The following is a 14,200-nucleotide window of genomic DNA, read 5'->3' as shown; positions in this document are numbered from 1 at the left end:
CGCCTCCCCTTTACGCTCCCCTTCGCCCCCTCAGACCCCCGCAGAGCCGTCGATCCGCTCCCGCACCAGGTCCGCATGGCCGTTGTGACGGGCGTACTCCTCGATCATGTGCACAAAGATCCAGCGCAGGTTCATCTCCTGCCCGCCGAACAGCACGGTGTCGGTCAGCGCCCGCCCGGCACATATCTCACGGCCACGAGCGATCTCGTCCCGCCAGATGCTCAGCGCCTCGTCGATACCCCGCCCGTCGACAAGCTCGAACCCGCCGTCGGTGCCATCGGCACCGTCGGCGCTTTGCCCCTTGCCGTACACCGCAGGGACATCCATTCCGGCGAACACCCGCTGGAACCAGTTCCGTTCGACCTCGGCCATGTGCTGCACGAGCCCGAGCAGCGTCAACGACGAGGGCGCGGCCGACGCCTCCCGTATCCGCCGGTCGTCCAGGCCCTCGCACTTGAGGGCGAGCGTGGCACGGTGGAAGTCGAGCCAGCTCTCCAGCGTGGTGCGTTCGTCCGCGTTCATGGGCGGGATGGGTCGTCCGTCAGGTGTGCTGCTCATGCATTACAGACTGCCACCCACCACTGACAAAGCTGCCACAACGAACAGCGCGCCCCCAGACAGACAGGGACGCGCTGTTCGTCGCCGCGATGCGGCTCAGCGGCTCAGTTGGCGAAGCGGTCGCCGAAGTACGTCAGGCCGGAGGGGCCTCCGAGGGACGTGGAGCCGAAGGTCGTCGAACCGGTGGCGGTGATACCGCTCGTGCCGGCCTTGAAGAGCCAGACCGAACCCGCGCCGCTGTTCTCGGCGAAGGCACCGGCGGTCAGTTCGGCGCGGCCGTCGGCGTTGCTGTCCGTGAGGTGTACAGAGGCGCCGAACTGGTCGTGGGACTCGGCTCCACCGGGCACCCCAGTCGTGTCCTGCGAGAAGCTCTTGGAGCCGGTGCCGGTCAGGCCTGTGGCCGATCCGCGCAGCACGGTGACGGTGCCGGCCGCCGTCTTGCCCCCGAAGGACTCGGACGACGCGCCGACCGCGACATCGGCGTAGCCGTCGCGGTTGGTGTCGCCCGCGGACAGGCTCCACCCGAAGCGGTCGCCCCGCTCTGCGGCGCCGGGGACGCCGGCGGTGTCCTGGGTGATACGAACCGGGGTGCGGGTGGACAGCCCGGTGGCGCTGCCGTACGTCACGGTGACCGCGCCGCCGAGGCCGCCGTTCGGCTCGTCGGTGGACTTCTCCATGAAGTTGCCGGTGACGATGTCGCCGTAACCGTCCTTGTTGACGTCCCCGATGGCCGCTGCGTAACCGCCCGCGAGCTTGCCGGACGCCTTGAGGCCGGTCGCGCCGCCCTTGTAGAGGACGCTGCGGGTGATGTACCCGTCGCCGCTCTCCTGCTGGCCCATCACCAGGAGGTCGGTGGCGCCGTCGCCGGTGACGTTCCCCGCGACGATCCTGTCCGTGTTGATGCCGGTCTGGCTGGACGTGTCGACGCCGACGAGGGCGGCCGCCGCGCCGGTGCGCGAGATGGGACCCTTGAAAATGTTCAGCTCGGGCGCGGCGATGTTAGCGGCGGCGAGGTCGGTCTTGCCGTCCCCGTCGAAGTCACCGGCGGCGACGTCCCAGCCGAGTTCGTTCCGGTTCTCGGGCAGCGGCGACGAAATGTCGGTTCCGGACGTGAGACCGGTCGCGCCGCCCCAGACGACGGTGAGGACGCCGGAGTCGCCGGTGCTCCCGATCTGCTCGCCGTGCACGCCGACGACGAGGTCGGTGTAGCCGTCGCCGTCGAGGTCACCGGCGGTGATGCGGTCCCCGAAGTAGTCGCCGGATTCCGGAACTCCGGGGATCCCGGCGGTGGCCTGGCTGATGAGGGTGCGCTTGGACTTGTCGAGGCCGCTGCTGGTGCCGTAGACGACGGCGACGTACCCGGCACCGGACTTGCCGTCGACCTTGGCGATGGGCGCGGCTATCGCGAGGTCGCGGTAGCCGTCGCCGTTGAAGTCGCCCTGCAGCCCGGAGGGCGCGGCGGCGGCACTGCCCGCTCCGACGACGAGCAGACCGCCGGTGAGGGCGGCCGCGGCGGAGGTGGCGAGGGTGATACGGAGGCGCTTGCGCATGCGGGTCTTCTTCTCCTGCGACATGCCGGATGCCGGTGGGCATCCGAAATCGGTGGGTCGAATCGACCGTGTTTGGGGGCTCTCATCCCCGTACACACGTGTCGTTCGGTGCAGAGAGGACCACTGGAGGGGTGCAAGGGTTGTACGGCGGCCGGTGAGTTCACGGCCGAAGAGGCCGGCGCCGGGTCGCCACGAACGCGACCCGGCGCCACTGCATGGCTGCTACCGCAACTTGTGACTGCTACTGCTACTGCTACTGCTACTGCACGTCGACGAAGTCACCGGCGGCCGAGACGGCCGGGGTGGTCGAGGTACCGGCGAAACTCCAGCGCCAGTAGCCGTCCGTGGACGCGGTGACCGTGGTGCTCAGGGCACCGGTGCTGGAGGTGTTGACCGTCTTGACGGTGCTGTACGTGCTGGTGCCCGCCTTGCGGAACTGGAGCTTGACCGGCTGTGCGGTGTAGCCCGCGTAAGCGAGGGTGTCCCAATTCGCCCTGCTCAGCTTGCCGGTGACGGTCAGGGTCTTGCCCGCGGCCACTGGCTCGGGCCCCGCGTTGGCGGTCAGCTTGGAGAGCCGCTGGATGCGGGTGGTGGTGTACGCGTACCTCTCGGTCCGGCTGTCATCGTTGGCCCACGCCTGGACGCCGACCTTCCAGGTCCCGGCGTGGGCGTTGGTGAGCCACCAGTCCGGTTCGAAGGTGAAGGTCTTCGAGCAGGTGGACGTGGTGGCGCTGGAGGCTATGCAGTCCGCGGGCGTCGTGTCCTCGTTCGGCGTGACGTAGTCGTCGGCGCTGTAGTAGGGGTCTGTACCGTCCGGGCCGCGCCACAGGTAGAAGTCTGCGTCCCAGATGCCCGACGGGTCGGTGGCCGTCAGCGACACGGTGATTGTCTTGTCGGTGACGCCGACCACGACGTTCTTGCCGCCGTTGACGGAGACGTTGGTGATCTGGATGTCGCCGACGGTCTCGTCCGCGTACGCGGCAGGGGCGGTGAATCCGCCCAGCGCGGTGACAGCGGCGAGCACAGCGAAGGTTGCGCGCTTGCGCATGAATCTCCCCACAAAGGTGCAGGTGTGCCCGCCGGACGCACGACACGGCGGGCGAATGAGCGGCTAACTGTAAACAGTCGAACCGATCATCACAACGGCCGCTCGATCGCCGCTTCGACCCATGTACGGAACGTCGTCAGGGCCTCGCTCAGATCGCCCGGCCCGCACGACCACCCACTGACTCTGATCCTCACTTCGCAGTGGTGATCGGCGGGCCAGGCAACCTCGCCACTGACCTCAGCCCCAGCGCTGGAAGGATCGCACCGTGCGGCATGGAGCCGATGTCTGCCGGTCCGACTGCTGGGGGTACGAACGCCGGGACGGGCGCGGCCGAACCAGACAACGTGCACCTGTCGGATACCGGATTCCCCGTGCGCGGTGGGGAGTAGCGTTCTGAGTGTCTAGGTCAGAACGGAGTTCAGTATGCCGCACACGAACGACACACCGACCGGTTCCCCGGACACCTTCGCCCAGCGCGTTCGGCGTGCACGGGAGCGCTCCGGGCTGACACGCGCCGTTGCTGGCGGGCTCGTGGGCCGCTCTGCTGAGTGGGTGAAAGCCATCGAGGCTGGCCGCCTCCATACGCCGCGCCTGCCCCTACTGCTCCGCCTCGCCGAAGTGCTCGGCGTCGACGTGGGCGAGTTGACCGGCGACGAGCGGATCTCCGCCGCCACGTACAGCAAGGCCACGCACATAGCCCTTCCCGCGGTGAAAGCCTCGCTCACCTCCTACAGCTTCCACCAGCGCGACGAGGAACCCGAGAGCGCTGATGCTCTGCTCGCCCGCGTCCGGCAGGCGTGGCAGTTGTGGCACGGCAGCGGTGACCACCGCTCCCGAATCGCCACCATCGCCCCCGCCCTGCTCGCCGACCTTCAGCACGCCGCCCGCGCCCTGGACGGCACCGACCGGCGCCGTGTCCTCGTCGGTCTGGCTGAGACGTACCACCTCATCCAGCTCTACCTCAGCTTCCAGCCCGCGCCCGAGCTGGTGATGCTCACCGGCGACCGGGCCATGACCGCAGCGCAGGACGCCGATAGCCCGCAGGCCATCGCAGGTGCTGCCTGGTACATGAACCACGTTTTCCGCGATGCCGGCGAAGCTCACGAGGCCCGCGTCGATCTGGCAATGAAGGCTGCTGACCTGCTCCATGCGGTCGACGACAACCCCGAGGATCTCGCACGCTGGGGTCTGCTCCACCTCGCCGCCGCCCTCTCGTTCGCCAAGCGCGGCCGGCACGGCGATGCGTGGCGGTACTGGGACAAGGCGAATGACGCCGCCCGCCGCCTCGGCTGCCGCTACTCCCACCCATGGCTGATCTTCGGGCAGGGCATGGTCGACGCCTACCGGCTGACGATGCACAACGATCTCGTGCAGGCCAGTGGTGCCATCGATGTGGCCACCACGATCGACCTCGCCCCGATGCCGTCTGCAACCCGCCGTAGCTTCCACCAGCTGGAAGCGGCTCGGGCGTACAGCATGGGCGGCGAGCACCTGGCGGTCGTACACCTGCTGAAGAAGGCGCACGAGGAGTCACCTGAGACGGTCCGCTACAACCTGTTCGCGCGGTCTGCCCTGCCGGACCTGGTGGAGACGGGGCCCGCGATGATCCGCGACGATGCCCGTTGGCTGGCGCAGGAGTTGGGCGTTTCCGCGTAAGCGCAGGTCCAGCTTGTACCTCTCGTATGAGGTACGACTTCTACCCCTGATCGAGGGGGTACAGGTCGTACCCCCTCGCCGTATCCGCCACTCCTACTGTCGTCGTCAGTGCAGACACCACCGGCAATGACGACGGGGGATGACCCATTGAGCACCACCACCGCACCCGTACCAGCCATCGAGACTCTGTCTCAGCGCCAGCAGCGCGGCATGGACTGCGTCTGGTGCGGGACCACCCTCACTGCCGCGATCGCGATCGATCTCGGGCCGCGTCCGATCCGGATACTCGACCGCTTCACCCTCTGGTTCCCCAGGTCCTGCATGAACCACACCGGGATGGCGGAGTACAAGGCGCTCCTTGCGCACTGCGGGGACTGCCCAACCTGCCTCGATGAAGGCTGCCCTACCGGAGCCCAACTCCGGCGAGCAGCACGGGAGGCACGACGATGACGGAGTGCCTCAAGGGCGAGCACGAGTTCCCGGTCGAGGACGACGAGGGCGCCCACTGCGAAGAGCACGGCGTCACCCTGCTCTGGCACGGGCCACCCATCACGCCGGAGAACCTCACTCCGGACACTCCCACCACAGGCCCCGCCCAGGTCTGCGGCGCCCCTGCCCGAACGCCACTTCCCGGCAGCGCGGCGCCCCACTGACCCCCGCTTCCCTCAGCACCCCGTGCAAGAGGAGGGCAGCGGGCCGGCAAGACCCGCCTCGGCCGATGCATCCGGCCAGGAAACCCCGGCCGAGGCGGACGTCCATCCCATCCAGAAACGGGAGAACACCACCATGAGTATCACTACCGAGGCGACCGTCACACGGTACGCCCGCGACCTGATCCACCCCGAGGACCTCGTCGCTGTGGCCGCCACCGTGCGGCGCAACAACCCCGGCATGGCGCCCGACGTCGCCGAACTGATCACCCTGGAGGCGCTGAAGTTCGAGGCGGCCTGCGCCGCGCACCCCCACGCCCGCCTGCAACCGTCGGGTGTGGTCGACGAGGGATGGCACGCGCTGATCCTGCACACGCGCGTCAAGCAATCGCTGGCTGCTCGACTCGGCCTGTTCGTCCACCACGTACCCGAGGCCCCGGACACCAGCCGCCACGCCCCGGACGCCCTCACCCGCAGCCTGGAAGCGATCACGGCCGCCGGGTACACCCCGGAGCCCGCGATGTGGCTCGCGCCCACCGACACGAGCATCCCCGTCGCAGCGTCGTGCGAGCACTCCCCGCCCGGCCCGGAAGGTACGTGCACCGGCGACTGCGGCAACACGGGCCCGAACTGACCGACGCCCTGGTCTCCGTTCCCCCGCGGCTCTAACGTCGTTGGGGAACGGAGAGAGACGAGGTCGAGATGCGCGACTGGATTGATCCGCGGTACGCCGAAGTAGTGGACAGCTACCAGGCGTGGAAGTCCGCAGCAGGGCCGCAGCCGAAGCGAAGGCGGGGTTGGTCGAGGAAGTCCTACGGTGACCCGTTCGTGATCGTCGTCGACACGAGAACCCGGACCCCGTACACCGCCGGCCGCTGACTACCCCTACCGGCCGGATGTCCGTGGGGCGTCGGTCGGGCTGTCAACTTCCGCCCGCTACCGGGTCTACGGGCGAGCTGGTGGCGGTCAACGGCCGTGACCGCGAGATCGCCGATCGGCTCGGGTCGATGATCCGCAAGACGCGGGGTGAGGCGGACTCGTAGCGGACGTTGTGGCGTGGGTGTGGCACGGTCGCGATCACGCGACAGGGCCAGTTCGAGAGGATCAGGCCTCCGCGCTGGCCCTTCTGCGTGTGCCCCCGGCAGGATTCGAACCTGCGACACCCGCTTCAGGAGTTCGATCGGACCGTCTCTACGCCCGGTCGATCCGCTGCCCTCGCGGCTGCGTCAGACTCGCGGTGCCGCTGCTGTCCGCTGCCGTTGATGTCAGCCATGGATGTCACCGCGCCTGCGACTGTGTCACTTGCGACGCCTTGGTGCCTTCGCTTTGCGCTCGGCTTCCTTGCGCCTTTGGACGGTGTACGAGGACCAGTCGCCGCGGTGGAGATTGCACCGCGATGCGTCCACCATGGCCAGTCGCCGGCACCCCGTTCCCTTCTCCGTCATCGCTCCACACCTGGACTGCGTACGAGCCACGATTCCCACCCCTGCTGGTCTCGGCTGTCGTGCGGACCAGTCCAGGGTTACGGGGCGTATGCCCTCGGCGGAAGGCGCACCGCTCCGCGAACCGGTGCACGGCGGCCCAAGGCGGTTGCTCGGGGGCGCACGCTTTCCAAGGCTCTTGGTGGGTTGTTGGACTGCGTGTAGAGGCGTTCACCTACGTTCATTGGCGGCTGGCCGCCTGGCCGACGCCTGGTTCGGGCCACGGCTTCCTGACGGTAGTTGTCCGACCTCCTCGCGGGTGTGGCACGAGGGCGGCGAGCGGCCATTTGGAACTCGGATGCGGGCATCGGCGCGCAGTGTGCTCTCCCAGTACGCGGAGTTGCACGGGCGACGCGGGACGTAGAAGCAGGCGTCACGTCCCGGCCCACGGGGCTCGGACCTGCAAGCCCGAACCCCTGGGTCCCCTGCCGATCCTACGAATGACCGGCTCAGGCCCACGTTTGGAAGGCAGGACTAAGGATGCTTCCGCAACAAGATCACGACATTCCGGCGCGCCCTCGGGTGTTTTGATGGTATTTCATACTAATCTCCCGTAACTGAACGAAGTCGATCTATCGCAGATCGCACCCACCTCACTCCACCGGAGATGACATGCACAAGCTTCGCAAGGCTGCCGTCCTGGTTGCTGCCCTCGGCAGCGTCGGACTCCTGAGTGCCGGCACTGCCCACGCCGGCGGCGATGGGCACGGCCACCACAAGGGCGGCGACCGCTTCAACATCCACCAGAGCTCCACCTGCAAGTCGCACGACCTGAACCTCGACATCCTCGGCCAGGTCGGCATCCTCAACGGCGCGCTGGGCAGCGCGCTCAACGGCGAGGGCGACCCGGGCAAGCAGGACACCCACATCGGTTCGAGCATGGGCTGCGACAACAGCGCCTTCTAAGGCCTGTCCCGTAAACGACCTTTGAGTGGGAGGGTGGGGGCGTGGCCGGTGGCTGTTCCGGCCGCGCCCCCTATCCGACGAGGTTGAGGTCGTGCAGGCGGGCGATTCCGCGCATGGCGTGGTGCACGCCCTCCCCCCTGAGGCGGCAGTCGCGCAGGATCTTCCAGCACTTCATGTGCGCGAAGACGTGCTCGACACGGGACCCGGACTCGTGGCACCCGATCATGAAAAGGCCCTCCCGTTCGAATGAACAGGAGGGTCCTTGGTGCCTCTGACCAGCTAACTATCGTGTGCCCCCGGCAGGATTCGAACATGCGACACCCGCTTTAGGAGTTCGATCAGCCTGCGGCGCGGCTTGCCGAAACGGGGATCGGTGGTCGCTCGTCGATCCAGCTGCGGCCGCTTCGGTGCGCCGTCATTCGCCGCCGTTGATGTCAGCTGGTGATGTCAGCCCGACGCGCTATGCGCTGATGGACAACTCTCGTGCCCGCTGGCGGGCCTGGGCCCGCAGCTCCTTGAGTCGGCCATGGAACGCGTTGTGGCGGTTCTGGTCGAGGTTCAGCGGCAGGTCGAGTTGAGGGATGAGCTCCGACTCCATGGTCCACGGTTCGTCATGCTCGATCCAGCACACTCGCGCGTTCTCCGCCATCCACTGACTGAGGGTGGCTTCCCCGGCCTTCCCGAAGGTCATGCGCTTGCCGCTGCCCACGCGGCGCAACTCAAGCCCGAGCAGGCAGCCGAGAGTAAGCCGCAGTGTCGATCCGGCCGCGTGTTCTGCGTGATGGTCTTGCGGCTGGTGGCCGACAGGCCGGAAAGCCGAGCCGTACAGGACGACGACGGCGCCTGCGGCCTCCTTGCCGGACGTTCGCGCCGGGCGCGGGCAGGACGGCGTCGCGGTCGCCGTTGAAGTCGCCGGGGACCGCCCCGTGCACGGCGGCCGCGGGGACGACCGGCAGCTGCGCCTCCCCAACCAGACTGACGACGACGAACGCGGACGCGCCCCATCTGCCCATGTGCCCCTCCACCCCAGGAGCATCACCTGTGCGCCGACATCACGCGGGAAGTGTAAAGGCGCCCGGTGACATCAAGTTTCCGGGCGCCTTTGGAGGAGCAACTCACCGCCTAAGAAAGGGACTTGTAGCCGCTCCAGCCGCTCGTGATCTGCGCCCGCGAGCCGAACGACCCCTTCCCGTCCCCGGTGTTGCGCCACATGTTGCCGCTGGTGTCGCGGGAGACGAGGTCCGGCCGGCCATCGTCCGTGATGTCGCCGATGCCGACGACGACGTTGTAGCTGCCGCCCCAGTTGGTGAACACCTTCACACGGGCGGCGAAGGTGCCATCGCCCTTGCCGTTGTAGCGCCAGAGGGTGTTCGCCGTGTCCTGGGCGAGGAGGTCCGCCTTGCCGTCGCCGGTGATGTCGCCGACGCCGACGATCTTCTTGTAGCCCTTCCAGTTGTCGTAGAGCTTGACGCGGGAGGCCAGCTTGCCGTCGCTCGTGCCCTTGTAGAGGTAGACCGTCCCGGTGGACGCGTTCCTCGCGATCAGGTCGGGCCGTCCGTCGCCGCTCACGTCACCGGGCGAGGTGAGCGCGTTGTACTGCGTCCAGCCGCTGGTGGCGAGAGTCGTGTACGACGTCGACGGCGTCACCGCCCTGCCGCAGCCCGGCTTGTACAGGCGTAGGGCGCCGCTGCTGTAGCGCACGAGGACGTCGTTGCAGCGGTCGCCGCTCAGGTCGCCGAAGGGGATCGCCATGATGGACGTGGCCCAGCCGGTGCCCGTGTACTTGTCGCCGAACTTCCCCGTGCCGGTGCCGGAGTGGAGGGTGAGCCCGCCCGAGGAGTTGAGGGTGAGCAGATCACCGCGGCCGTCCGGGCCGTCCGGGCTGACGAAGTCGTGGCGCACCGCCGCTCCGCGTTGCAGGTAGCCCTTGCCGGTGGTCACCGTGTTCGCCGTGGCGGTGCCGAGACCGGTCGCCTTCAGGGTCCAGGTGAAGTGGCCGTTGGGGAAGTAACTCCCGCTCGCCGTCTTGCCGTTCCAGGTCGCCGTCACCCTGTCCGGGGTCGCGTCGCCGGTGATCGTGCGGGTGGCCTTGCCGTTCGCGCCGCTCTGGACGGAGGTGAAGGTGAGCGACCAGGAGGTGACCGGGCGGGACAGCACCCAGCGGCCCTCGAAGGGCACGTTCGGGTCCACGTGGTCGTTGGCGGATGTCTCGAAGGCCGTCACGGCGGACGGAGCGATGCCGGTGGTGGTGACGTGGGTGCGCTCGTAGTCGTCGAACCAGGCGACCAGGCCGGTGTACTCGTCGACGGTCCAGCGGTAACGGCGGTCCGCGGTAAGGCCCTTGTCGGCCAGGTCGGAGGCGATCACCCGGGTGGTGCCGGCGGTCGCGTCGGTGAGCACCAGCGTGCCCGCGCCATGGTCGTGGCGGACGGTGAAGCCGTCGCCGAGGAGCACGTCACCGGGGGTGACCGCCGTCGACGTACCCGCCTTGGTGTCGTACACGCCTGCCGAGTCGGTTCCGCACGCCCAGTACACCCAGCGGCCCGCTGCCTGGAGCTCGCTCGGCACGCAGGCCAGGCCCGGGACGGTCACCGTGGTGAGCGTCTTCGCCAGCGGGATGCTGTACGAGGTGAGCGTGCCTGCGGTGGTGGTGGCGCTCCAGAGGGTGGAGCCGTTCAGGGCGGCGGCGCGCACGGACCGCTTCAGCTTCTGGCCCTGGCCGAACTCGCCGACGTACTGCGCCGAGGTGGTGCCGCCGGAGTTGAAGACGGCGTAGTCGTCGGAGACGTCGACGATCGCGCCGCCCTGGCCGCCGAAGTCCAGATAGTGGCCGCCGATTTCCACCAGCCGGTCGTCGCCGCCGCTCTCGCCCTCGTCGGTGCCGCCGTTCGCGTCGAGATGGACGTCCCGGGCGTCGAGGTTCCCCCACAGCGCCGAGCAGGTGATGCCCGCGTACGGGCAGATGGCGGCGTAGATCGAGCCGCTCGCCGTGGCCTCCGACGACGTCAGTGTGGCGGAGCCGTCGGTGGTGAGGGTGCGCACGGACGTGGTGTCCGCGACGGCGCTCGGGTCGTCCTCGGCGACGCGCAGGCTGCCGCGGCTGAGCGCGATGCCCGTCTTGGTGTTCTCCACCGCCGGGGCCTGCCGGACCTTCTCCAGCTTCAGCGTGCCGTCCTCGGCCTGGCTCACCCGCTGCACCCACCAGTCGGTGGCGTCGGTACCGCCGGAGACCAGCGCGCTCTTGTCACGGGCCGCCAGCGTGTATTGGCCGGCGCTCGCCAGCAGGGTCTGCTGCACCGAAGGGTCGTTCACGTTGACCGCGAGCAGCTTGGAGCCGAGCGAGCTGGAGGACAGCGGCAGCAGCAGCCAGTCGCCGACCAGGACCGGGTCGCCGTCGAGCGTGCCCGGGTGCGCGGGCAGCGTGACGACCTGCTCGGCGGCGGTGAGGTCGGTGCGGGACTTCAGGTGGAGTACGGCGGTGTCGTCGTCGTACCAGCCGATGCGGTCCGCGCTCATCACGTGGTGATCGGCGGCGGTGGCGCCGGTGAACGCACCGGCGTTCACGGCCGACTCGATGTCGATGTAGTCGATCTCGCCGCTGCGCGCCCAGAGCACACCGTTGGAGTCCGCGGCGACGATCTCCCTGTCCTGGATGTTCGTCCCCTCGCCGGTCACCTTGCGGACGCGCTTCGCGCCGTCGACGAGGTCGATCAGGGCGTAGCTGGTGACGACCGTGTCCCCGGCCAGGGCCCGGTAGTAGCCGTCAGTGGTGGAGCCGTTCCAGCTCAGGCTCTTGGTCGTGCCCGTGGCCGGGTCCCAGAGCGTGACGTACGACGAGTACGTCATCGACGACGGCCCCAGGGCGACCAGGTCGCTGTCCGACCCGAACCAGGCGGTACGGCACTCGGCGTCGATGGAGCAGGTCGAGGACGGGACGTAGACGCTGCCGTCGGCCTTCTTGACCGTGACGGTCCTACCCGTCGCGTAGTCCGTCCACAGCATCCCCGCCTTGCCGGTCTGCCGGTGCAGGAAGCCGGTGTCGCCCGCGACGTACGGGCGGTCGGTGCGCGGTGTGGTGGTACTGGGGTCGACCAGCGTGATCGCGGTGGTCCCGGCTTCGGCCGCTTCCGCGGAGCCGCCGCCCTCCGACAGAACGGCGACGGACGCGGCCGCGACGGCGACCGCGAGCGAGGAGACGGCGGCGGCCAGACCGCCCCGTCTCAGGGCGTGTCTGCCCACGTGAGGTTCCCTCCCCTGCGAGGGCCGGTGCCCTCGCACAAGTGGCCGGATCTTATCAGGGGGGTGGTGGCGGCAAGGGGGTGCTCGCGGTGAGGCAGACGACCCTTGTCGCGCCCCGGGGTACGCCCTTCACGCTGCGAACGACCTCACCGTGACGCCAACGATGCGACGGGGCATGCGTGCGCTCTTCAGCTCCGCGACACCAGCTCGATCTTGATGGGCGCCGCAGATTCAAGGTCAATGGTGTCGCCTTCCTCCTCTGCGTGCGGATCGTGAGGGCGATCGGCTGGCAACACGATCAACATGGTGTGCGGCCTAGGCAACCACCCGACGTCGGCTGGCGGGTCGTAGTGACCGATGTCGATGATCCGTACGAGGGTGTCTTGTCTCGATTGATGCTTGACGTTGTGGCTTCACCTGATGCTTGACACCGCTTGCCTCGGCTTGGCTGTGCACGTCCGATTGGCGTGCGCGGGGAGGGTCGGGGCCGTGCTGGTGGAGTTGAGCGTGGTCGAGCAGCGGTATCACGCGGTGATGGAGGTCGCCGCGGGGGTTCCGGTCACTCAAGTCGCGGCCCGGTATGGGGTGTCGAGGCAGTCGGTGCACTCGTGGGTGCGCAAGTACGAGCAGTCGGGTCTGCCGGGGCTGGCGGACCGGTCGCATCGGCCGGCCTCGTGCCCGCACCGGATCGCGGCGGAGGTGGAGGCGGTGGTGTGTGAGCTGCGGCGCCGGCATCCCGGCTGGGGTCCGCGCAGACTGGTGCACGAGCTGGAACGCAGAGGCATCACACCAGTGCCCTCCAGGGCGACGGTCTATCGGGTTCTGGTCCGCAACGGCCTGGTCGAGCCCGGGGTCCGCAGGCGGCGCCGGTCGGATTACCGCAGGTGGGAGCGGTCGGCGGCGATGGAGCTGTGGCAGATGGACATCGTCGGCGGCATCCTGCTGGCCAATGGAAGTGAGTGCAAGGTGGTCACCGGGATCGACGACCACTCACGGTGTGGTGATCGCGAGGGTCGTGGAGCGGGCCACCTCCCGCGCGGTGTGTCTGGCCTTCGGTCAAGCGCTGGAGCGGTTCGGAGTGCCCGAAGAGGTGCTGACCGACAACGGCAAGCAGTTCACCGCCCGGTTCTCGCCGGGCAAGCCCGGGGAGACGATGTTCGCCTTCCTGCCCGCCCGCCTCGACCCGGTCCCCGCCCCGGCGCCCGCAAAACTGGAGCCTGAACCAGAGCCGGTGGCACGGGCCTGGCCGATGGCCGAGGGTGAGGTCGGTGCGATCGAGGTGGAGCGGGTGGTGCCGGCGTCGGGGGAATCTGAGCCTGCGCGGGCAGCAGATCTGGTTCGGTCCGGCCCTGGCCGGCACCACGGTGATGCTGCGGATCGCCGTGAACCGGCTGCATGTGCTCATCGGTGGCGCACGGCACAAGACCCTGCCCTCCAAGCTGTCCGGCTGGGACCCCAAAGCCCTGCTGGCGGGCGGAGGCGCCCGTCCTGCGCGACCTTGGGTGGACGACCCCGGCCCAGCGCGGACCGCTGGCGGCGTGGTGGAGGTGGACCGGACCGTCAACGCGGTCGGCTACTCGGCCTGGGCGGCGACAAGGTCCTGATCGGCTGGCCGTTCGCCGGACAGCGGGTCACCCTCCGCCTCGACGGCAAAGTCCTGCAGGTCCTGAACGAGCAGCGTGTCCTGCAGGCCACCCTGCCCAGCCCGCTGCCGCCTTCCGCCTGCGGACGCCTGCAAGGCGGCCGGCCGGCCGGCCCACCGCCGCAGCTGCCACCGCCCGCCGAGCAGATCGCCGAGCGGACCGTCAGCAACGTCGGCGGCTTCATGGTCGCCGGACAGCGCATCCAGCTCGGCCGCGGCTATGCCCACCAGGTCGTCACCGCCCACCTGAGCGAGGACACTATCCGCGTCTTCCACCGCCAAGAACTGATCACCACCGTCCCGCGCGTCACCAGGAAGGAGGTGGTCGTCCGCAACTCCGGCGAACACAACCGCCGGAAGATCGTCTAGGGCAGACGTCAAGCATCACCCGACGCCAACCCGTCAATCATCAACTGAGACTCGACACGCTGCTCCGTCAGTTTTAGAGCCTCTCTTGGGCATGGCTGGCC

9 protein-coding genes and 2 pseudogenes are annotated in these 14,200 nt (G+C 68.8%); 5 read left to right on the top strand and 6 right to left on the bottom strand.

What is annotated here, in order from left to right:
• Window positions 1–30: 30 nt before the first annotated feature.
• From PXH83_RS11860 to PXH83_RS11850, 3 genes are all read right to left on the bottom strand, one after another.
• Complete coding sequence (locus PXH83_RS11860; RefSeq protein WP_274559616.1) at window positions 31–558, bottom strand: DinB family protein; 528 nt, start codon at window positions 556–558, stop codon at window positions 31–33.
• Between the two features lie 104 nt (window positions 559–662).
• On the bottom strand, window positions 663–2,108 hold the full coding sequence (locus tag PXH83_RS11855; RefSeq protein ID WP_274559614.1) for an FG-GAP and VCBS repeat-containing protein: 1,446 nt from the start codon (window positions 2,106–2,108) through the stop codon (window positions 663–665).
• A 259-nt stretch (window positions 2,109–2,367) separates the two neighbouring features.
• The gene (locus PXH83_RS11850) at window positions 2,368–3,156 is read right to left on the bottom strand and encodes a calcium-binding protein (RefSeq protein ID WP_274559612.1); all 789 of its coding nucleotides are present in this window, start codon (window positions 3,154–3,156) and stop codon (window positions 2,368–2,370) included.
• Between the two features lie 423 nt (window positions 3,157–3,579).
• Here PXH83_RS11850 and PXH83_RS11845 point away from each other — a divergent pair, with 423 nt between their 5' ends.
• The 4 genes from PXH83_RS11845 (at window position 3,580) to PXH83_RS11830 (ending at window position 7,849) form a co-directional block, all read left to right on the top strand.
• Window positions 3,580–4,812, top strand: a complete 1,233-nt coding sequence (locus PXH83_RS11845; protein WP_274559610.1) for a helix-turn-helix domain-containing protein — start codon at window positions 3,580–3,582, stop codon at window positions 4,810–4,812.
• A gap of 446 nt (window positions 4,813–5,258) precedes the next feature.
• On the top strand, window positions 5,259–5,465 hold the full coding sequence (locus tag PXH83_RS11840; protein WP_274562989.1) for a hypothetical protein: 207 nt from the start codon (window positions 5,259–5,261) through the stop codon (window positions 5,463–5,465).
• A gap of 133 nt (window positions 5,466–5,598) precedes the next feature.
• Window positions 5,599–6,096, top strand: coding sequence for a glycine-rich domain-containing protein (locus tag PXH83_RS11835; protein WP_274559608.1), 498 nt, complete (start codon window positions 5,599–5,601; stop codon window positions 6,094–6,096).
• Between the two features lie 1,459 nt (window positions 6,097–7,555).
• Window positions 7,556–7,849 carry a hypothetical protein gene (locus tag PXH83_RS11830; protein WP_274559606.1) on the top strand — a complete coding sequence of 98 codons (294 nt, stop codon included), beginning with the start codon at window positions 7,556–7,558 and terminating at the stop codon, window positions 7,847–7,849.
• Window positions 7,850–7,919: 70 nt separating this feature from the next.
• Here PXH83_RS11830 and PXH83_RS11825 read toward each other — a convergent pair.
• From PXH83_RS11825 to PXH83_RS11815, 3 genes and pseudogenes are all read right to left on the bottom strand, one after another.
• Window positions 7,920–8,051: pseudogene (locus PXH83_RS11825) on the bottom strand (IS5/IS1182 family transposase); the annotation flags it as partial.
• Between the two features lie 258 nt (window positions 8,052–8,309).
• Complete coding sequence (locus tag PXH83_RS32335; protein ID WP_338054732.1) at window positions 8,310–8,885, bottom strand: GIY-YIG nuclease family protein; 576 nt, start codon at window positions 8,883–8,885, stop codon at window positions 8,310–8,312.
• Between the two features lie 86 nt (window positions 8,886–8,971).
• The gene (locus tag PXH83_RS11815; RefSeq protein ID WP_274559602.1) at window positions 8,972–12,088 is read right to left on the bottom strand and encodes an FG-GAP repeat domain-containing protein; all 3,117 of its coding nucleotides are present in this window, start codon (window positions 12,086–12,088) and stop codon (window positions 8,972–8,974) included.
• Between the two features lie 501 nt (window positions 12,089–12,589).
• Between PXH83_RS11815 and PXH83_RS11810 the strand changes: the two are divergent.
• Window positions 12,590–14,099: pseudogene (locus PXH83_RS11810) on the top strand (helix-turn-helix domain-containing protein).
• Window positions 14,100–14,200: the final 101 nt, after the last annotated feature.

Source organism: Streptomyces spiramyceticus (assembly GCF_028807635.1).
In the GTDB taxonomy this organism is placed as follows: Bacteria; Actinomycetota; Actinomycetes; order Streptomycetales; family Streptomycetaceae; genus Streptomyces; species Streptomyces spiramyceticus.
This window is presented reverse-complemented; position numbering and strand designations above follow the sequence as displayed.

What these genes read in the sequence shown, in the direction of transcription:
- PXH83_RS11835 (WP_274559608.1), top strand. Translation starts at nt 5,599, where the DNA reads ATGAGTATCACTACCGAGGCGACCGTCACACGGTACGCCCGCGACCTG.
- PXH83_RS11845 (WP_274559610.1), top strand. Translation starts at nt 3,580, where the DNA reads ATGCCGCACACGAACGACACACCGACCGGTTCCCCGGACACCTTCGCC.
- PXH83_RS11850 (WP_274559612.1), bottom strand. Translation starts at nt 3,156, where the DNA reads ATGCGCAAGCGCGCAACCTTCGCTGTGCTCGCCGCTGTCACCGCGCTG.
- PXH83_RS11855 (WP_274559614.1), bottom strand. Translation starts at nt 2,108, where the DNA reads ATGCGCAAGCGCCTCCGTATCACCCTCGCCACCTCCGCCGCGGCCGCC.
- PXH83_RS11860 (WP_274559616.1), bottom strand. Translation starts at nt 558, where the DNA reads ATGAGCAGCACACCTGACGGACGACCCATCCCGCCCATGAACGCGGAC.
- PXH83_RS11840 (WP_274562989.1), top strand. Translation starts at nt 5,259, where the DNA reads ATGACGGAGTGCCTCAAGGGCGAGCACGAGTTCCCGGTCGAGGACGAC.
- PXH83_RS32335 (WP_338054732.1), bottom strand. Translation starts at nt 8,885, where the DNA reads ATGCTCCTGGGGTGGAGGGGCACATGGGCAGATGGGGCGCGTCCGCGT.
- PXH83_RS11830 (WP_274559606.1), top strand. Translation starts at nt 7,556, where the DNA reads ATGCACAAGCTTCGCAAGGCTGCCGTCCTGGTTGCTGCCCTCGGCAGC.